This window comes from Bacteroides caccae (assembly GCF_002222615.2).
GTDB lineage: Bacteria > Bacteroidota > Bacteroidia > Bacteroidales > Bacteroidaceae > Bacteroides > Bacteroides caccae.
The window spans coordinates 2986053-3003920 of the sequence record NZ_CP022412.2; the positions used below are offsets into that span (position 1 = coordinate 2986053).

The 17868-nt window shown below is 47.9% G+C and carries 18 protein-coding genes; 12 read left to right on the forward strand and 6 right to left on the reverse strand.

The window, feature by feature from the left end:
* Window positions 1-195 precede the first annotated feature (195 nt).
* Genes CGC64_RS12060 through CGC64_RS12065 form a run of 3 tightly spaced genes read right to left on the reverse strand, consistent with a single transcriptional unit; the run spans window position 196 to window position 1229 of the window.
* Complete coding sequence (locus CGC64_RS12060) at window positions 196-609, reverse strand: N-acetylmuramoyl-L-alanine amidase (RefSeq protein ID WP_005680789.1); 414 nt, start codon at window positions 607-609, stop codon at window positions 196-198.
* A gap of 4 nt (window positions 610-613) precedes the next feature.
* On the reverse strand, window positions 614-721 hold the full coding sequence (locus CGC64_RS18840; RefSeq protein ID WP_005680790.1) for a smalltalk protein: 108 nt from the start codon (window positions 719-721) through the stop codon (window positions 614-616).
* Window positions 722-746: 25 nt separating this feature from the next.
* The gene (locus CGC64_RS12065; protein ID WP_032855046.1) at window positions 747-1229 is read right to left on the reverse strand and encodes an HU family DNA-binding protein; all 483 of its coding nucleotides are present in this window, start codon (window positions 1227-1229) and stop codon (window positions 747-749) included.
* Between the two features lie 220 nt (window positions 1230-1449).
* Between CGC64_RS12065 and CGC64_RS12070 the strand changes: the two genes are divergently transcribed.
* Window positions 1450-1668 (forward strand): DUF4248 domain-containing protein, encoded by a 219-nt coding sequence (locus CGC64_RS12070; protein ID WP_005676221.1) that lies wholly within the window; start codon window positions 1450-1452, stop codon window positions 1666-1668.
* A gap of 159 nt (window positions 1669-1827) precedes the next feature.
* On the opposite strand, the gene CGC64_RS12075 is transcribed toward CGC64_RS12070, so the two are convergent.
* Window positions 1828-3663 carry a DUF3987 domain-containing protein gene (locus CGC64_RS12075; RefSeq protein ID WP_005676220.1) on the reverse strand — a complete coding sequence of 612 codons (1836 nt, stop codon included), beginning with the start codon at window positions 3661-3663 and terminating at the stop codon, window positions 1828-1830.
* Window positions 3660-4310: a BT4734/BF3469 family protein gene (locus tag CGC64_RS12080; protein WP_005680792.1), complete on the reverse strand. Its 651-nt coding sequence runs from the start codon at window positions 4308-4310 to the stop codon at window positions 3660-3662. Before CGC64_RS12080 ends, CGC64_RS12075 begins: the two co-directional genes overlap by 4 nt.
* A gap of 313 nt (window positions 4311-4623) precedes the next feature.
* Between CGC64_RS12080 and CGC64_RS18970 the strand changes: the two genes are divergently transcribed.
* The 9 genes from CGC64_RS18970 (at window position 4624) to galE (ending at window position 11772) form a co-directional block, all read left to right on the forward strand.
* Window positions 4624-4782, forward strand: a complete 159-nt coding sequence (locus CGC64_RS18970; RefSeq protein WP_005676217.1) for a hypothetical protein — start codon at window positions 4624-4626, stop codon at window positions 4780-4782.
* 109 nt (window positions 4783-4891) lie between these two features.
* The gene (locus CGC64_RS12085; protein WP_005676216.1) at window positions 4892-5317 is read left to right on the forward strand and encodes a SoxR reducing system RseC family protein; all 426 of its coding nucleotides are present in this window, start codon (window positions 4892-4894) and stop codon (window positions 5315-5317) included.
* A gap of 7 nt (window positions 5318-5324) precedes the next feature.
* Entirely contained in the window at window positions 5325-6227 is a 903-nt protein-coding gene (locus CGC64_RS12090) for a Fe-S cluster domain-containing protein (RefSeq protein WP_005676215.1), read from the forward strand.
* A 24-nt stretch (window positions 6228-6251) separates the two neighbouring features.
* Window positions 6252-7589 (forward strand): electron transport complex subunit RsxC, encoded by a 1338-nt coding sequence (gene rsxC, locus CGC64_RS12095; protein WP_005676214.1) that lies wholly within the window; start codon window positions 6252-6254, stop codon window positions 7587-7589.
* A 5-nt stretch (window positions 7590-7594) separates the two neighbouring features.
* On the forward strand, window positions 7595-8587 hold the full coding sequence (locus tag CGC64_RS12100) for an RnfABCDGE type electron transport complex subunit D (protein WP_005676213.1): 993 nt from the start codon (window positions 7595-7597) through the stop codon (window positions 8585-8587).
* Window positions 8584-9321: an RnfABCDGE type electron transport complex subunit G gene (locus tag CGC64_RS12105; RefSeq protein WP_005676212.1), complete on the forward strand. Its 738-nt coding sequence runs from the start codon at window positions 8584-8586 to the stop codon at window positions 9319-9321. The genes CGC64_RS12100 and CGC64_RS12105 overlap by 4 nt, the downstream gene beginning before the upstream one ends.
* Window positions 9322-9335: 14 nt before the next feature.
* Window positions 9336-9920: an RnfABCDGE type electron transport complex subunit E gene (locus tag CGC64_RS12110; protein ID WP_005676211.1), complete on the forward strand. Its 585-nt coding sequence runs from the start codon at window positions 9336-9338 to the stop codon at window positions 9918-9920.
* A 22-nt stretch (window positions 9921-9942) separates the two neighbouring features.
* On the forward strand, window positions 9943-10515 hold the full coding sequence (rsxA, locus tag CGC64_RS12115) for an electron transport complex subunit RsxA (protein ID WP_004303570.1): 573 nt from the start codon (window positions 9943-9945) through the stop codon (window positions 10513-10515).
* Between the two features lie 222 nt (window positions 10516-10737).
* A complete protein-coding gene (gene galE / locus CGC64_RS12120) occupies window positions 10738-11772 on the forward strand; it encodes a UDP-glucose 4-epimerase GalE (RefSeq protein ID WP_005676207.1) in 1035 nt (344 codons plus the stop codon).
* A 696-nt stretch (window positions 11773-12468) separates the two neighbouring features.
* On the opposite strand, the gene ispE is transcribed toward galE, so the two are convergent.
* Window positions 12469-13299 carry a 4-(cytidine 5'-diphospho)-2-C-methyl-D-erythritol kinase gene (ispE, locus tag CGC64_RS12130; RefSeq protein ID WP_005676205.1) on the reverse strand — a complete coding sequence of 277 codons (831 nt, stop codon included), beginning with the start codon at window positions 13297-13299 and terminating at the stop codon, window positions 12469-12471.
* Window positions 13300-13486: 187 nt separating this feature from the next.
* Between ispE and dnaB the strand changes: the two genes are divergently transcribed.
* The gene (gene dnaB / locus CGC64_RS12135; protein ID WP_005676204.1) at window positions 13487-15055 is read left to right on the forward strand and encodes a replicative DNA helicase; all 1569 of its coding nucleotides are present in this window, start codon (window positions 13487-13489) and stop codon (window positions 15053-15055) included.
* Window positions 15056-15387: 332 nt separating this feature from the next.
* Window positions 15388-17850: a phenylalanine--tRNA ligase subunit beta gene (pheT, locus tag CGC64_RS12140; protein ID WP_005676203.1), complete on the forward strand. Its 2463-nt coding sequence runs from the start codon at window positions 15388-15390 to the stop codon at window positions 17848-17850.
* Window positions 17851-17868: the final 18 nt, after the last annotated feature.

A 17868-nucleotide genomic window follows, 5' to 3' on the forward strand; every position in this document is an offset into this window, starting at 1 on the left:
TTCATGTTAACGCATGATTCTCCTACATTACATAGATTGGAAAGAGTACGACGGTACCTTTCCGGTCTATAACCCCGGCACCGGGGGGTATCCGGTGTTAATTTCCCACGATATCAACGGTCTGTGAAGATAGTTGATATTTTTAACAAAACAAACAGCTGCGGGAGACAGTATTACACTGCCTCCCGTAGCTGTTTATATATTAGAATACTCCTTTGTGCAGCTAAAGCACGGGCACTCCTTCATCGGATTCAAATCATGGTGCCCCACGATCAACGCTTTCGGAAACTGCCTGCGCAGTTCGCGTAATAGAGCCAGCAGGGAACCCCGTTGTTCAAGCGTTCGAGTATCCTTCGGGCAACAGTCAGCATCCAGTCCTCCTTCGTAGCAGATACCTATCGAGTGGGAGTTGTGGTTACGGCAGTGTGCCCCGACCTTTTCGAGAGGACGGCCACGGTGGATCTCTCCGTCGCGTGTAATGTAGAAATGATAGCCGATGTCGCGGAATCCCCGGTGGAGGATGTGGTCCAGTCGGCAGGCTTCCGCCGAAAGGGATTTCCCCTCCGGCGTGGCACTGCAATGAATGATAATCAGTGTGATAGTTCTCATCAGCTTACATACAGCTTTGCACTCCGAGCACACCCCCTATGGCGGTGGCGACAGTAATGATAATTTTGAGAACCAGGCTCCATACGGAGCGGCGTGACGATGAATTGCTCATAATTTATTTTTTTAAGGTTAAGAAATTAGACTGACGGATCAGGAGTCACTCCACCGCCGCCCGGGTTGGGATTCGGCGTATTACCGGAACCACCTCCTTCGATAGTCGGCTTCTGATACTCCGCTTGCTGCTTCAGTTGGCTGTCGAGTTTCAGGTTGGTAGTCGAGAGGTTACCGGTGGCACGTGCTTTGAGGCGCATACCGGTGATATTCTTCTCCAACGAAAAATCCTCCAGCGTTTCGGCTGCCTTACTGCGGATTCCCACACCGAAAATGGCGAGATCGTCAATTTTCACACTCTTGCCGTCGAGCAGCAATTCCTTGATACAGTTCACCATGTCGGTGAGTACACCTTTGATGACACCGCTCGAATACGGTGAATTGTGTTTCGACATGTGTTCGGCGAGCTTGGCCAGATCGAATGTCTCGTCGCTTACCGCACGGGCGAACCACTTGCCCGCATTCACACCTTTCTTCTGCTGGTTCTGATAGATTTTGTAACGAATCATAACACTATAAATTAAAGGGTTAAACATATTGTCGTGGGGAGCTGTTTCCCTTCCGACGATACAAAGATAACACCCCGTAATCCCGGAAAATCAGTTGTATACAATTGTATGCGGTTGTTGTCGGTTAAGGACAGTAACGGTCGGTTATTCAACGGAAAAGCGTAGGAAATGTGAAGGCTTTTTGTTACATTTGTAGCTAATAATTTAAAACTTATCCATTATGAAAGAATTCACGATACGTGCTTATGGACGCATGGAACTGGCGCAACTTTATTCTCCCGAACTGACCGATATTGCCGCATATCGAAAGATGAAGAAATGGATCGAACGGTGTCCCGGACTTCAGCAACGCCTGTATGATCTGGGCTACCAACCCGAACACCGTTCTTATACACCATTGGAGGTGAGAGTGATTGTGGATGCATTGGGAGAACCTTAGAGGGATTCGCTTTAGGATAACAAAAGCACCGCTTTAAGACGGCTAAAGCATAGCTTTAAGCACTCTAAAGCTATGCTTTACGTCTTACAAGATACAACGTCTTACAACACACACTACTGTGGTTTCGGGTACAGCAGGTACACTTTTCCGGGGGCTCTCTTACGCACGCACACGCGCGCGAGCAATCATATAGTTTCCTTTGCCGTCTACGTGAACCAGATCTCCGTAGTCTACCAGACGTTTCAGCCAGATGAGCGCGGTGTTCTCCTTAATACCCATGACAGCTGCCTGCTCTCGTACCTGTTTGCGGGTAAACGTGGTCCCCAGTTTCATGAAGAAAAAATCACGCTCGACGTTTGCCCGGCGACTGATTTCTGTGGGAGGAAGGAAAGAAAGTATATGCATGGCATGGCAGTAGAGGGGCTCGGCAAGTTGGAGCACCGCTTTGAAATCACTCGGAGTGATCTTGACATCCCAGCGGGTGATGATGCCGTCTTTGATATTGTCATCGGGAATCTCCTTGTCCGGAGTCAGGAGAGGGGTAGAAGATGCTTTGAGTTGATAGGGCTGTGCGCTTTCGAGCGCACGCAATACAGCCACTTCCGCCATGATACGGCATGTGTTGACACCCAGACGGGCCACGAAACTATACATCTCATTCCCGTTGGCTATACCCGAACGGGTGAAAAGGGCAGAGAATAGAGTGTCAAATTCTTGTTTCTGCTCGTCGGTGAGCCGGAGTGTGTGGAGACCGTGTGCCTTCAGTAAGTCCAGTTTCTTTTTCCAATCCAATCCTATGGTGGTGAATATCTCTTCTATGTCTATGTCTCCTGTCGTAAACTGGCTTACCCACTGCCAGATACCGGGCATATAGTAGAACAGTTGGCGGGAGAAAAGCCCGTTTTCCGCCGAAGGGATGAGGGCTTTTACCTGCGCCGGAGTTCCGGAAAGCAGGACGGAGAGGTAGCTTTTTTTAATTTCTCGGTATTCCTGGTCGGTACGGCGGTTGTAAGACAAACGGTCGTGGTCGAATGCTTTGCGCAGGGTGTCGCTCCAGTGTCCGTAATCCGATCCTATGGCGGTGGACAGGGTATCCGCTTCGGACTCACAGATAAATCCTGTTCCGTTGGCATCCATGATGTTTTGCAGAATGCCGGTGCCGGTATTGTTGCCCGCGATGAGGAACATTTTGTTGGCCGGTATTTGCGGGGCGTCTATTTTAGAACGTTCCTTGCCCATTGCTTCGTAGGCGGCTTTGGCTTTTTTGTAGGCTTTTATTTCTTCGGCCCATTCGGCGCGGAGCTGGTCATGGATAGGATCCACAAGCAGCCGTATGGATGACAGGGCACTTTTTCCGGAAGCAGGGAGAGCTATAATGAAACTTTGCATGCAGGGGGACTGGAGTTTACCGCCATAAGGACACCGTACATACCGTTCCATGCAAGAACCCAGAGCGGTCAGTGCTCCCAATAGCATGACATCGTTCTGTGCGTCGGTACTTCCGTAACTCATAATACGTTGCAGGAGTTCCGGCCAGTCGGCTGCCGGAAAGGTGGGTAGCGGCTGTTTGGGTTCGCTACCCGGCAACAGTTCCTCAGACTCCGGACTCTCGCTATTGTATACCTTATTACGCGCGCACGTGTGTGCGGAAAGTTTTTGCGCTGTACCTGCTGTACCTTTTGTACCTGTCCGGCTGTTTGCAACCTCCTCTTTGCGGACGGTAACTCCTGCCGCTTCGGCGAGATAGAACACCGTGCCCAGATGCATATCCCCATGATTGGCAGTGAGTGCGTTGGAGAATATCCGTTCGGCGTGTTCGCGTTGGTATTTGGCGGAAACCCGGCACAAGCGGTGGAAAAAGTCGCGTCCCTCTTCGCCGCAATCGGTTGCAATGGCGAACGCCAGGTGTACGTATTCGATGTAAGTGGGGGCAATGTCAGCCTTGGCTGTTTCTACTGCCTCCGTGAGGCGGCGTAATGATTCAAGTTCATTCATTTTTTTATAGATTGAGAATTAATAATGTTACGAAATAATGCATCCGGATCGTAATTGAGGAAACAGGCCCTTACGAGGTCTTTTCCCGAACAGTCCACGCCTTTCGAGGCATTTCTGCCAGAATTGTCAGGTTCCGGGCCGTATGCCATTTCGACATACTGCATGGCTTTGTTCATACTTTCCGTGATATTTTGTGCTTCGTCTTCGGGATACAGCGTTCCGGAAGGGACGAAAGCCTTCACTCCCCGGCCGCTCGGACTGACATACGTGAGCACGGGGCAGAGGAAGGGATCATCGAATAGCAGACGGCGCATACTGACGGCTTCGTCGTAGGAGTCGAGGTTGTCCACATCTATCACGACCAGCCCGGAAGGGGATACGAAACACTTGCTGTTGCGGCGTGTGAAGGTGCCGCAGGGTGTCACGTAAGGCAGCAGTGTCGCTTTGGCAGTCCGCATGTCCGGAGCGTTGCGTACCTGAGCGGTCAGGAGTTTGAGATTCTCGTTGCAGGTAATCATTTGGAAGACCTGCTCCACGGAGACTTCGCAGAAGGGGAGGAGCGTGGGAGGAGTAACCATTCGTCCCTGTTCGTTCCTGACAGGAGCGATAGGTGGCATGAAATATGACATTCTGTACTGGTTTGGCATAATCTTTGTTGTTTACGGGTCAAAAACTTTTCTTCTTTCAAAACGTGCTTGATTTTCAAAACACGACGTGAAACTACGAAAAACAAAAAAATAGACGGTTCTGATATGTCAGAACCAATGTGAAAATAAATAACATACTAAGGTGTATTTTTAACAACTAATAGATATTGAACATGAAAAAGAACTTCAAACACGTCCTTCTAGGTACTTTTATCGATGAATCGCTTAAATGCGCAAACTTGACAATGACTCACTTATGCAAAGAAACCGGTATGGGGAAAGCCAGCTATGAGAATATAAAAAAGGGGAGGATATGAAACTGCACTACTACGAATCCATTCTGAACTTCTACTGTGACAGTCTGACAGAAGAGGAGCTGCTGGAGAAGATACGCGAATGGACACTGCGGTATCTCTGGTATAGAAAGAAGCGCGAGGAGGAGGAGGGAAACGAGAATACCCGTGTGCGATAACGAAAACACAAAAAATAATGTTTGATTATACATAAAAAATACGGGGAATGCTTCGTAGTTCACAAATAATGATTAAATTTGCCGCGATTTGTAATGTTGAGTTTGCAAAATGACGAATAATACTATAAAGCATCTGGGTATTGTGGAAAACATACAGGGTTCTCATCTGTCGGTGAGGATCGTTCAGACATCGGCTTGCGCGGCTTGCAGCGTGAAGGGACACTGTTCCTCGGCAGACAGCAAGGACAAAATCATAGATATAATTGATACTGCTGCGGCTTCCTACCAGGTGGGGGAAAACGTAATGGTGGTCGGCGAAACGTCGATGGGAATGCAGGCGGTGGCCTTGGCATTCATTATCCCTTTCGTTCTTTTAATTTTTACATTGTTCCTTTTTATGGCACTGATAGAGAATGAACTGTATGCGGCACTTCTTTCTCTGGCTGTCCTTGTGCCTTATTACTACATTTTGTGGCTCAATAAAACGCGACTGAAACAAAAATTTTCATTTACTATAAAACCAATAAATAACTAAGAACATTATGAATTTGATTCTGATTGCAGTGATTTCATTGGGAGCGATAGCGCTCGTGCTGGCCGCTATTCTTTATGTGGCTTCCAAGAAATTTGCCGTGTATGAAGATCCGCGGATTGCCCAGGTAGGGGAAGTGTTGCCCCAGGCAAATTGTGGTGGATGTGGCTATCCGGGTTGTAGCGGTTTTGCCGACGCTTGCGTCAAAGCCGGCTCGCTGGATGGAAAATTCTGCCCCGTAGGCGGACAACCTGTCATGGCTAAAATTGCTGATATCCTCGGACTGGCAGCCGGAGAGGCTGAACCGATGGTAGCAGTGGTGAGATGTAACGGAACGTGTGCCAACCGTCCGCGTATTAATCAATACGACGGTGCTAAGAGTTGTGCTATTGCCGCTTCGCTGTATGGCGGAGAGACGGGTTGTAGCTACGGCTGTCTGGGTTGTGGCGACTGTGTGGCTGCCTGCCAGTTTGACGCTATCCACATGAACCCGGAAACGGGACTTCCGGAAGTCGACGAGGCGAAATGTACCGCTTGCGGCGCCTGTGTGAAGGCTTGCCCGAAGGCGATCATTGAAATCCGTCCGCAAGGCAAGAAGTCGCGCCGCGTGTATGTCTCTTGTGTGAATAAAGACAAGGGCGCTGTGGCACGCAAGGCTTGCACGGTGAGCTGTATCGGTTGCGGAAAGTGCGTGAAGACGTGTCCGTTCGAAGCTATCACGCTGGAGAACAACTTGGCTTACATCGATCCTGACAAGTGTAAATCTTGCCGGAAGTGCGTGGAAGTATGTCCGCAGAATACCATTATCGAGTTGAACTTCCCGCCGCGCAAACCGAAGGAAGAAGCTCCGGCTGCTCCGAAAGAAACGGTTACTCCAAAAGAAACGGCTGAGGCTCCGAAAGTAACAGAATAATAACAGAATAAAATACAGAATTGTATGTTAAAGACATTTTCAATTGGTGGAGTTCATCCACACGAAAATAAATTGTCGGCACATCAACCTATCATTACGGCGGAAGTTCCTGCGAAAGCGGTTATTCTGCTGGGCCAGCATATTGGCGCACCTGCCAAACCGGTTGTTGCGAAAGGGGATGTGGTAAAGGTAGGCACACGGATTGCCGAACCTGCCGGCTTTGTTTCGGCAGCAATTCATTCTTCGGTCAGTGGTAAAGTGGCGAAGATTGATACGATAGTCGATGCCAGCGGTTATGCGAAACCTGCTATTTTCATTGATGTGGAAGGTGACGAATGGGAAGAAACAATCGACCGCAGCAAGACACTGGTGAAAGAATGCGATCTTTCGGCGGAAGAAATTGTGAAGAAGATTGCCGATGCCGGTATCGTAGGTCTGGGCGGTGCTTGTTTCCCTACACAGGTGAAACTGTGTCCTCCTCCTTCTTTCAAGGCGGAATGCGTGATTATCAATGCGGTGGAATGTGAACCGTATCTGACTGCCGATCATCAGCTGATGCTGGAACACGCAGAAGAAATCATGGTAGGCGTGTCTATCCTGATGAAAGCCGTGAAAGTGAATAAAGCGTTTATCGGAATCGAGAACAATAAGCCGGATGCAATTCAGTTGATGACGAAGGTAGCTTCCAGTTATGCGGGTATCGAAGTGGTGCCTTTGAAGGTGAAATATCCGCAGGGAGGTGAAAAGCAGCTGATTGACGCGATCACCAAACGTCAGGTGGCAAGCGGTGCGCTGCCTATCTCTACGGGGGCTGTCGTGCAGAATGTAGGTACGGCTTTCGCTGTTTATGAAGCGGTGCAGAAGAACAAGCCGTTGTTTGAGCGCGTGATTACGGTGACCGGAAAGTCGGTGGCCCGTCCGTCCAACTTCCTCGCCCGTATCGGTACGCCGATGAAGCAGTTGATCGACGCTTGCGGCGGTCTGCCGGAAGACACGGGAAAGGTGATCGGCGGTGGTCCGATGATGGGTAAGGCGTTGGTGAACATCGACGTTCCTACTGCGAAGGGCAGTTCCGGCATCCTGATTATGAACCGGAAGGAAGCCAAGCGCGGGGAAGCACAAACCTGTATCCGTTGCGCGAAGTGCGTGAGCGCCTGTCCTATGGGACTGGAACCGTACTTGCTCGGAGCGTTGTCCGAAAACGGGGATTTTGAAACAATGGAAAAAGAAAGAATCATGGATTGTATCGAGTGCGGTTCCTGTCAGTTCACTTGTCCTGCCAACCGTCCGTTACTTGACTACTGCCGTCTGGGTAAAGGCAAGGTAGGCGCTATGATTCGTGCACGTCAAGCTAAAAAATAACGAATATGGAAAATAAATTAATCGTATCACTATCACCCCACGTTCATGGCGGAGACAGCGTACAGAAAAATATGTACGGCGTGCTGATTGCACTGATTCCGGCTTTTCTGGTGTCTCTCTACTTCTTCGGACTGGGTGCCCTGATTGTCACGGCTACTTCCGTGGCCGCTTGTTTGTTCTTCGAATGGGCAATCGGGAAATATTTACTGAAGAAACCTACCACGACAATCTGTGACGGCTCTGCTATCATCACAGGTGTGTTGCTGGCATTCAACTTACCTTCCAACCTGCCTGTATGGATCATCATTCTCGGCGCACTGTTTGCTATCGGTGTGGGAAAGATGTCTTTCGGCGGATTGGGCTGCAACCCTTTCAACCCGGCATTGGCAGGACGTGTGTTCCTGTTGCTTTCTTTCCCGGTGCAGATGACCAGTTGGCCGGTAGTCGGTCAGTTGACCGCCTACACGGACGCTACGACGGGAGCTACTCCGCTGGCATTGATGAAGCAGGCGATCTACGGCAATACGGACGCTTTAAGCCAGATTCCGGATGCGTTGAGCCTGTTGATCGGACAAAACGGCGGATGTCTCGGTGAAGTGAGCGCGCTGGCTCTGCTGATCGGTTTGGCGTATATGCTGTGGAAGAAAATTATCACATGGCATATTCCGGTATCTATCCTGGTTACCGTATTCGTGTTCGCAGGCATCATGCATCTGGCGGATCCTGAAAAATACGTGTCTCCGGTGCTCCAACTGCTTTCCGGTGGTCTGATGCTGGGTGCTGTCTTTATGGCAACCGACTATGTGACGTCTCCGATGAGCAAGAAAGGTATGCTGATTTATGGCGTTTGCATCGGTCTGCTGACAGTGGTGATCCGTCTGTTCGGCGCCTATCCCGAAGGTATGTCGTTCGCCATTCTGATAATGAATGCATTCACTCCGCTGATTAATACCTATTGTAAACCTAAACGCTTTGGGGAGGTAGCGAAGAAGAAATGAAAAAGTTACAATCATCTTTGAAAAATATGTTGCTGGTGCTGACGGGAGTGACTGCTGTCTCCGTCGCGTTGCTGGCTTATGTGAACGAACTGACGAAAGGGCCTATTGCCGAGGCGAACGCCAAGACGCTGAACGAGGCCCTGAAAAAAGTTCTTCCTGAATTTACGAACAACCCGGTGGCGGAAAGCGATACGATCTTCAGCGAGAAAGACGGCAAGAAGAATGTCGATTTCATTGTTTATCCGGCCAAGAACGGTGATAATATGGTGGGTACGGCTGTTGAAGCCAAGTCCATGGGATTCGGCGGCGAGCTGAAAGTGCTGGTTGGCTTTGACGCCGAAGGTAAAATCTACAACTACTCCCTGCTGGCTCATACGGAAACTCCGGGACTGGGTTCGAAGGCCGACAAATGGTTCGGTGCTTACGATCCTGCCAAGGGTGAACAGGCGGTGTCACACGAGGAAAGCACGAAGTCTATCCTGGGCATGAATCCGGGTGAAGCCGCACTGACGGTCAGCAAAGACGGCGGGCAGGTGGACGCCATTACCGCTTCTACGATTACCTCACGCGCTTTCCTGAATGCCGTAAATGCTGCTTATCAGGCTTACAAAGCCGGAGGGGGAGAAGTGAACGGAGCTACGGGTGCTTCTCAAAAGGCCGCCGGTGAAAATGCCGATGCTGCTACGGGTGCTACAACTAAAGTGGAACTTACTGATTCTATCAGTGCTAATTAAGAAAGGAGACAGATATGAATAACTTTAAAGTAATGATGAACGGGATTATCAAAGAGAATCCTACGTTTGTACTCCTGCTCGGTATGTGTCCTACGTTGGGTACTACTTCATCGGCTATCAACGGCATGGGTATGGGACTGGCCACCATGTTCGTGCTGATCTGCTCGAACGTGGTGATCTCACTGATTAAAAACCTGATTCCGGATATGGTGCGTATCCCTTCGTTTATTGTGGTGATTGCGTCTTTCGTGACGTTGCTCCAAATGGTGATGCAGGCATACGTGCCGGGACTGTACGCCACACTCGGCCTTTTCATCCCGTTGATCGTAGTGAACTGTATCGTGCTGGGGCGTGCCGAAGCTTTTGCCGCAAAGAACAATGCGTTGGCATCCATGTTCGACGGTATCGGTATGGGACTGGGCTTTACCATTGCCCTGACTTTGCTGGGTGCTGTCCGCGAATTTCTGGGAACAGGCAAGATCTTCGACCTGACTATCCTGCCGGAAGAATACGGAATGTTGGTGTTCGTACTGGCTCCGGGTGCTTTCATCGCCCTGGGATATCTCATCGCATTGATTAATAGTTTCAAGAAAGCTTAACTCTATTAAATAAGAAAAGAATATGGAATATATATTGATATTTATTTCGGCAATCTTTGTAAACAACATCGTGTTGTCGCAGTTCCTGGGCATCTGCCCGTTCCTGGGCGTTTCCAAGAAAGTGGAGACTGCAATGGGGATGAGCGCCGCGGTGGCTTTCGTGTTGACTATCGCTACCATTGTCACATTCCTCATTCAGAAGTTTGTGCTAGATGTGTTCGGACTGGGATACTTGCAGACGATTACTTTCATTCTGGTGATTGCCGGACTGGTGCAAATGGTGGAAATCATCTTGAAGAAAGTTTCCCCCGCCTTGTATCAGGCGTTGGGCGTGTTCCTGCCGTTGATTACAACCAACTGTTGTATCCTGGGTGTGGCTATCCTCGTGATCCAGAAAGACTATGACCTGCTGACAGGAGTTGTGTATGCATTCTCCACCGCTATCGGTTTCGGTCTGGCACTGGTTCTCTTTGCCGGATTGCGCGAACAGATGAGCCTGGTGAAAGTTCCGAAAGGAATGCAGGGCACACCGATTGCATTGATTACCGCCGGCCTGCTCGCCATGGCATTCATGGGATTCTCCGGCGTGGTGTAAAGACTTACAGTTGATAATTTAATATAGGATTGGAAACCCTGCTGTATAACATACACAGAAATGGGTTTCCAATCCTTTTTTTAATACCTGACTGCTATTAATTCGTACTTTAATAGCCTTTTATTAAATAAAATGCCGGCAGATTATTGCATTTCCATTTTATTTCCTTAAATTTGTAGCTCAAACGACAAAAGCCGAAAAACTAACCATTTATTAAAGAATATGAAAGAAAGAATTTTAGTAACGGGCGGAACGGGATACATTGGTTCTCACACCGTAGTAGAACTACAGAACAGTGGATATGAAGTAATCATCATCGATAATTTATCTAACTCAAATGCCGACGTTGTTGACAATATAGAGAAAGTATCAGGTATTCGCCCTGCTTTTGAAAAACTGGATTGTTTGGATTTCGCAGGTCTGGATGCTATCTTTACCAAATATAAAGGAATTAAGGCGATCATTCACTTTGCAGCGAGCAAAGCGGTTGGAGAGTCAGTAGAGAAGCCGTTGCTTTATTATCGCAACAACCTGGTTTCGCTGATCAACCTCCTCGAACTGATGCCGAAACATGGAGTGGAAGGAATCGTATTCTCTTCATCTTGTACCGTATACGGTCAGCCGGATGAATTGCCGGTAACGGAAAAGGCTCCGATCAAGAAAGCGGAATCTCCTTACGGAAATACAAAACAGATCAATGAAGAGATTATCCGTGATACGGTAGCTTCCGGTGCTCCGATCAATGCGATCATGCTGCGTTATTTCAACCCGATCGGTGCTCATCCTACTGCATTGCTGGGCGAACTTCCGAATGGCGTTCCTCAAAATCTGATTCCTTACCTGACTCAGACCGCAATCGGTATCCGTGAGAAACTGAGCGTGTTTGGCGATGATTATGATACTCCTGACGGTTCTTGTATCCGTGACTTTATCAATGTCGTTGACTTGGCTAAGGCACACGTGATCGCTATCCGTCGTATTCTGGAGAAGACACAGAAAGAAAAAGTCGAAGTGTTCAATATCGGCACGGGACGCGGAGTGTCTGTTCTGGAATTGATTAACGGTTTTGAAAAAGCTACCGGTGTTAAACTGAATTATCAGATTGTAGGACGTCGTGCAGGTGATATTGAAAAGGTTTGGGCTAACCCTGATTTTGCAAACCAGGAACTGGGTTGGAAGGCCGTGGAAACCTTGGAAGATACTTTACGTTCTGCATGGAACTGGCAATTGAAACTTCGTGAAAGAGGTATTCAATAAGATATATTTAATTATTTGTTGTAAAAACATGAAAATATAAACAAAATAGAAACAAATCGTGCATGCGATTTGTTTAATTGATGCAAGTCGACCTGAAGCTGTTTGTGAGTATGTGAATATACATGGATAGTACTTATACCTCCCCGGTATAGACAGGGAGATTGCATAGTAGTTTTGTCGTGTTTTATTTTGTGTTTGTGTTGTGACGGTACTACGACGTGAGTCGTGGTACCGTTTTTTGTTTATTCGTTTGGAGTAGGTTCTATTTTGTAAAATATTTATGCCATATTGATTTATAATCCATAACTGTTTAGGGTTCTTCTTCAGATTTGGTGGTAATTTAATCAGTCGGTGGTATCTCCATTCCCCTCCTTCGGGGAAGGAGGGGTGGCTGAAAGCCGGGGTGGTAGGTGGATACACAATGCTGATAATAACCGACTTACGCATTCACCTACCACCTCCCCCTACGGGTACTCCTCCTTCCCGAAGGAGGAGAATGGAGAATACTATCGACTATCAAATTATTATTGAATACTATCGACTATAAACTATCAAATTATTATTTTCCTAATTAATTTTACCACCAAATTTGAAGAAGAACCCTATTTAGTATTTTTGTATCAAACGTGTTGAATATACAACCCGCTGCAATGTTGGGCTTCTAAGATTTGCAAAAGAGTCTATGTTGGTGAAGGACTATTCGCTTAGCGTACCTTTAAAACAAAATGCATTAGTCCCCCAATCTATCTCCGGCAGTGTGGTGTCGGCGGTGAACAAGCCGAATACGGAAGAACCCGAACCGCTCATGGAGGCATAGATTGCTCCCTGGTGATAGAGCTCTTCTTTTATTTCTCCGATAACGGGGTATTGCGGGAAGACACTCGCTTCGAAGTCATTGATTAATGTATCTTTCCACTCTGCGACCGGACGACGGATAACCTCTCTGACCGGATATTCGGGACGGTGGGGGCGGATATTGGCGAAGGCTTCCCGGGTGGATACGAAAACATCCGGCTTCACAATCATAATCCGGTAACCTTTCAGGGATAGCTCTATCGGGGAGAAGATATTTCCGATACCTTCGGCGTAAGTCGGTGTGTTTTTGATGAAGAAGGCACAGTCGGCTCCCAGGGTAGCGGCGTAGTCCTCCAGTTGGTTGTCGGACAATTGGAGGTTGTAATGTTCATTGAGCAACTTCAACATAAAGGCGGCATCCGACGAACCGCCTCCCAGTCCGGCTCCTGAAGGGATATGTTTGTACAGATGAATCTCGACAGGAGGCAGGTGAAATTCCTTGTCTAATAACAAATAAGCTTTTACTACCAGATTATTTTCCGGATTGCCGGCTATTTCCATTCCGTGCTGGTGGAGCGTGAATTTCTGTTGGGCTTCGGGATTGGTTCTGATTTCCAAAGCGTCTTCGAGAGCGACGGGATAGAAAACAGTTTCCAGATTATGGTATCCGTCAGGACGTTTTTCCGTAATGGACAGCCCCAGGTTTATTTTGATATTCGGGAAAGTAATCATGGTGTTATCTATTTTTTATGCTACGATTATGTATTCGGGGGCAAAGTTACTAAAATCTTCATTTTTCCTTATTCATTCTTCATTATTATATTTTATCTTTGTCGTCCCGATTGAAAGAGGGCCTGTCGGAAAAGACCGCCCCAATCGAATCGTAAAATGATAAATCGTAAAAACAGAAACAATCCTAATGGCCGAACAGAAAAGAAATACCCGTAACACAAAATCTGCTAAAGTACAACCGGTGAATGATTATGGTCGTATCCAACCGCAGGCACCTGAGTTGGAAGAAGCTGTATTGGGAGCTTTGATGATTGAGAAAGACGCTTATTCGTTAGTGAGTGAGATCCTTCGTCCTGAATCTTTTTATGAACATCGACATCAGTTAATCTATTCCGCTATAACCGACCTGGCTGTCAATCAGAAACCGGTGGATATCCTGACGGTGAAAGAACAGCTCAGTAAACGCGGGGAACTGGAAGAAGTGGGAGGTCCTTTCTATATCACCCAGCTGAGCAGTAAGGTGGCTTCTTCGGCGCATATTGAGTATCATGCGCGTATCATTGCGCAGAAGTCACTGGCACGCGAACTGATTACGTTTACAAGTAATATTCAAAGCAAGGCTTTTGATGAAACGCTGGATGTGGACGACTTGATGCAGGAAGCGGAAGGCAAGCTGTTTGAGATCTCGCAGCAGAACATGAAGAAGGATTACACGCAGATTAATCCGGTCATTGACGAAGCCTACAAACTGATTCAGAAGGCTGCGGCACGAACCGACGGTTTGAGTGGCCTTGAGAGTGGTTTTACGAAACTGGACAAGATGACTTCCGGCTGGCAGAATTCGGACCTTATTATTATTGCCGCCCGTCCCGCCATGGGTAAGACGGCTTTCGTGCTTTCCATGGCCAAGAATATCGCTGTGGACTTCCGGAATCCGGTAGCACTGTTCTCTCTTGAAATGAGTAATGTCCAGCTGGTCAACCGTTTGATATCGAATGTTTGTGAAATCGAGAGCGGAAAGATTAAGAGCGGGCAGTTGGCCGGACACGAATGGCAGCAGTTGGACTATAAACTGAAAAACCTGCTGGATGCACCGCTTTATGTGGATGACACTCCTTCTCTTTCGGTTTTCGAGCTCCGGACAAAGGCGCGCCGTCTGGTGCGTGAACACGGGGTGAAAATCATTATTATCGACTACCTTCAGCTGATGAACGCGAGTGGTATGGCATTCGGCAGCCGTCAGGAAGAGGTGAGTACGATCTCCCGTTCGTTGAAAGGATTGGCGAAAGAGTTGAATATTCCGATCATCGCACTGTCACAGTTGAATCGTGGAGTGGAGAGCCGTGAAGGTATCGACGGAAAACGTCCCCAGTTGAGTGACCTTCGTGAATCGGGAGCCATTGAACAGGATGCGGATATGGTGTGCTTTATTCACCGTCCGGAATATTACAAGATTTATCAGGACGATCGTGGTAACGACCTCCGTGGTATGGCAGAAATCGTGATTGCCAAGCATCGTAACGGTGCGGTAGGCGAGGTGCTGCTCCGGTTCAAGGGTGAGTTTACCCGTTTCTCGAATCCGGAGGACGATATGGTTATTCCGATGCCGGGCGAGACTGTCGGGCCTATGCTGGGGTCGAAGATGAATCGCGATAGTGTTGGTTCTGTCCCTCCGCCGCCGGCACCCGATTTTGAGCCGCAGTCGGGGAATCCGTTTGCGACACCGATAGGAGGAGACGGGCCGTTGCCTTTTTAGTCGTTACTTTATAGTCGTTACTTTATAGTTTTTACTATTGTAGATAAGTTTTCTGCATAGTTTCTCCTCCTTCCGGAAGGAGGAGTACCCGTAGGGGGAGGTGGTAGGAAAAATAATGATTTTACCTTTTTTTAAAATAAGGAATATACCATGTTTCTACCTACCACCCCGGCTTTCAGCCACCCCTTCTTCCGGAAAGAGGGGAAACCATGCGGCAGGCAGTGTTACTCTGTGGTGAAATAACTCTCAATTTTCTTTCAAACCTTTTCGGTCAACCGAAAAAACTTATTAACTTTGCAAATCTTTTTGAGAAACAATAAAAAATTAATTATATGAATATCTCTTATAACTGGCTGAAAGAGTATGTCAACTTCGATTTGACGCCTGATGAAACGGCGGCTGCGCTGACATCAATCGGCCTGGAAACAGGTGGTGTGGAAGAAGTACAAACCATTAAAGGCGGTTTGGAAGGGCTTGTAATCGGCGAAGTGCTGACTTGCGTTGAACACCCTAACTCTGATCATTTACACATTACGACTGTCAACCTGGGAGACGGCGAACCGGTACAAATCGTTTGCGGAGCCCCGAATGTGGCTGCCGGACAAAAAGTAGTAGTGGCTACCTTAGGTACGAAACTCTATGACGGTGACGAATGTTTTACGATCAAAAAATCAAAAATCCGTGGGGTGGAATCTACCGGCATGATCTGTGCCGAAGATGAAATCGGTATCGGTACGGACCATGCGGGCATTATCGTTTTGCCGGCAGAAGCTGTTCCGGGTACGCTCGCCAAGGATTATTATAATATCAAGAGCGACTACGTGCTCGAAGTGGACATCACGCCCAACCGTGCTGATGCGTGCTCACACTATGGCGTAGCCCGCGACTTGTATGCTTATCTCATTCAGAACGGCAAACAGGCTACTCTGCAACGTCCTTCGGTAGACGCCTTCAAGGTGGAAAACCACGATCTGGATATTGAAGTCACAGTAGAGAACAGCGAGGCTTGCCCGCATTATGCCGGTGTGACCGTGAAAGGAGTGACCGTGAAGGAAAGCCCCGAATGGTTGCAGAATAAACTGCGTCTGATCGGCGTGCGTCCTATTAATAATGTAGTGGATATCACCAATTATATCGTTCATGCTTTCGGTCAGCCGTTGCACTGCTTTGATGCAGGCAAGATAAAAGGCAACGAGGTGATTGTGAAGACAATGCCCGAGGGTACTCCGTTCGTCACACTGGACGAAGTGGAACGCAAGTTGAACGAACGCGACCTGATGATCTGCAATAAAGAAGAAGCGATGTGCATTGCCGGTGTGTTCGGCGGACTGGATTCCGGTTCTACCGAAGCTACGACGGATGTGTTCATCGAGAGCGCCTATTTCCACCCGACATGGGTGCGCAAGACTGCCCGCCGTCACGGACTGAATACGGACGCTTCTTTCCGCTTCGAACGTGGTATCGACCCGAACGGAGTGATATACTGCCTGAAACTGGCTGCTATCATGGTGAAAGAATTGGCAGGAGGCACGATCTCTTCTGAAATTAAAGATGTGTTTACTGCTCCTGCGAAGGATTTCGTAGTGGAACTGAATTACGGGAAGGTGCATTCACTGGTAGGTAAAGTGATTCCGGTGGAAACAATCAAGAGTATTGTAACCAGCCTCGAAATGAAGATCACCAACGAAACTGCCGAAGGGCTGACATTGTCGGTTCCTCCTTATCGTGTGGACGTGCAGCGTGATTGTGACGTAATCGAAGATATTCTCCGCATCTACGGATATAATAATGTGGAAATTCCGTCTACGCTGAAGTCGAGCCTGACTACAAAAGGCGAAAATGATAAATCAAATAAATTGCAGAACCTGGTTGCAGAGCAACTCGTGGGTTGCGGATTCAATGAAATATTGAATAACTCGCTGACTCGCGCCGCTTATTATGACGGACTGGAAGCTTATCCGTCCAACCGCCTGGTGATGTTGCTGAATCCGTTGAGTGCGGACTTGAACTGTATGCGCCAGACTTTGTTGTTCGGCGGACTGGAAAGCATTGCGCATAATGCCAACCGCAAGAATGCGGATCTGAAATTCTTTGAATTCGGTAACTGCTACTATTTCGATGCCGACAAGAAGAATCCGGAAAAGGTGTTGGCTCCTTATACGGAAGACTATCATCTGGGCTTATGGGTGACCGGCAAGAAGGTGGTTAACTCGTGGGCACATCCGGATGAGAGCAGTTCGGTGTATGAACTGAAAGCTTACGTGGAGAATATCCTGAAACGCTTGGGACTGGATTTGCACAATCTGGTTGTAGGTAATCTGACTGATGACATTTTTGCTGCGGCACTTTCTGTACATACCAAGGGAGGCAAGCGTCTCGCATCGTTCGGCGTGGTGACTAAGAAACTGCTGAAGGCATTTGATATTGACAATGAAGTATATTATGCTGACTTGAACTGGAAGGAGCTGATGAAAGCGATCCGTTCGGTGAAGATCAGCTACAAGGAAATATCCAAGTTCCCGGCCGTGAAACGTGACCTGGCATTGTTGCTTGACAAGAATGTGCAGTTTGCCGAAATCGAGAAGATCGCTTATGATACGGAGAAAAAGTTGCTGAAAGAAGTGGAACTCTTTGACGTATACGAAGGCAAGAACCTGGAACCGGGCAAGAAATCGTATGCAGTCAGCTTCCTGCTTCAGGATGAAAGCCAGACTCTGAACGACAAGATGATTGATAAGATTATGTCGAAACTGGTGAAGAATCTGGAAGATAAACTGGGTGCTAAACTTAGATAAACTTTAAATTTCAATCTA

Bases quoted from the DNA above. Each gene is read 5' to 3' on its own strand.
- CGC64_RS12060 (WP_005680789.1), bottom strand. From the start codon at position 609: ATGAGAACTATCACACTGATTATCATTCATTGCAGTGCCACGCCGGAG.
- CGC64_RS18840 (WP_005680790.1), bottom strand. From the start codon at position 721: ATGAGCAATTCATCGTCACGCCGCTCCGTATGGAGCCTGGTTCTCAAA.
- CGC64_RS12065 (WP_032855046.1), bottom strand. From the start codon at position 1,229: ATGATTCGTTACAAAATCTATCAGAACCAGCAGAAGAAAGGTGTGAAT.
- CGC64_RS12070 (WP_005676221.1), top strand. From the start codon at position 1,450: ATGAAAGAATTCACGATACGTGCTTATGGACGCATGGAACTGGCGCAA.
- CGC64_RS12075 (WP_005676220.1), bottom strand. From the start codon at position 3,663: ATGAATGAACTTGAATCATTACGCCGCCTCACGGAGGCAGTAGAAACA.
- CGC64_RS12080 (WP_005680792.1), bottom strand. From the start codon at position 4,310: ATGCCAAACCAGTACAGAATGTCATATTTCATGCCACCTATCGCTCCT.
- CGC64_RS18970 (WP_005676217.1), top strand. From the start codon at position 4,624: ATGAAACTGCACTACTACGAATCCATTCTGAACTTCTACTGTGACAGT.
- CGC64_RS12085 (WP_005676216.1), top strand. From the start codon at position 4,892: ATGACGAATAATACTATAAAGCATCTGGGTATTGTGGAAAACATACAG.
- CGC64_RS12090 (WP_005676215.1), top strand. From the start codon at position 5,325: ATGAATTTGATTCTGATTGCAGTGATTTCATTGGGAGCGATAGCGCTC.
- rsxC (WP_005676214.1), top strand. From the start codon at position 6,252: ATGTTAAAGACATTTTCAATTGGTGGAGTTCATCCACACGAAAATAAA.
- CGC64_RS12100 (WP_005676213.1), top strand. From the start codon at position 7,595: ATGGAAAATAAATTAATCGTATCACTATCACCCCACGTTCATGGCGGA.
- CGC64_RS12105 (WP_005676212.1), top strand. From the start codon at position 8,584: ATGAAAAAGTTACAATCATCTTTGAAAAATATGTTGCTGGTGCTGACG.
- CGC64_RS12110 (WP_005676211.1), top strand. From the start codon at position 9,336: ATGAATAACTTTAAAGTAATGATGAACGGGATTATCAAAGAGAATCCT.
- rsxA (WP_004303570.1), top strand. From the start codon at position 9,943: ATGGAATATATATTGATATTTATTTCGGCAATCTTTGTAAACAACATC.
- galE (WP_005676207.1), top strand. From the start codon at position 10,738: ATGAAAGAAAGAATTTTAGTAACGGGCGGAACGGGATACATTGGTTCT.
- ispE (WP_005676205.1), bottom strand. From the start codon at position 13,299: ATGATTACTTTCCCGAATATCAAAATAAACCTGGGGCTGTCCATTACG.
- dnaB (WP_005676204.1), top strand. From the start codon at position 13,487: ATGGCCGAACAGAAAAGAAATACCCGTAACACAAAATCTGCTAAAGTA.
- pheT (WP_005676203.1), top strand. From the start codon at position 15,388: ATGAATATCTCTTATAACTGGCTGAAAGAGTATGTCAACTTCGATTTG.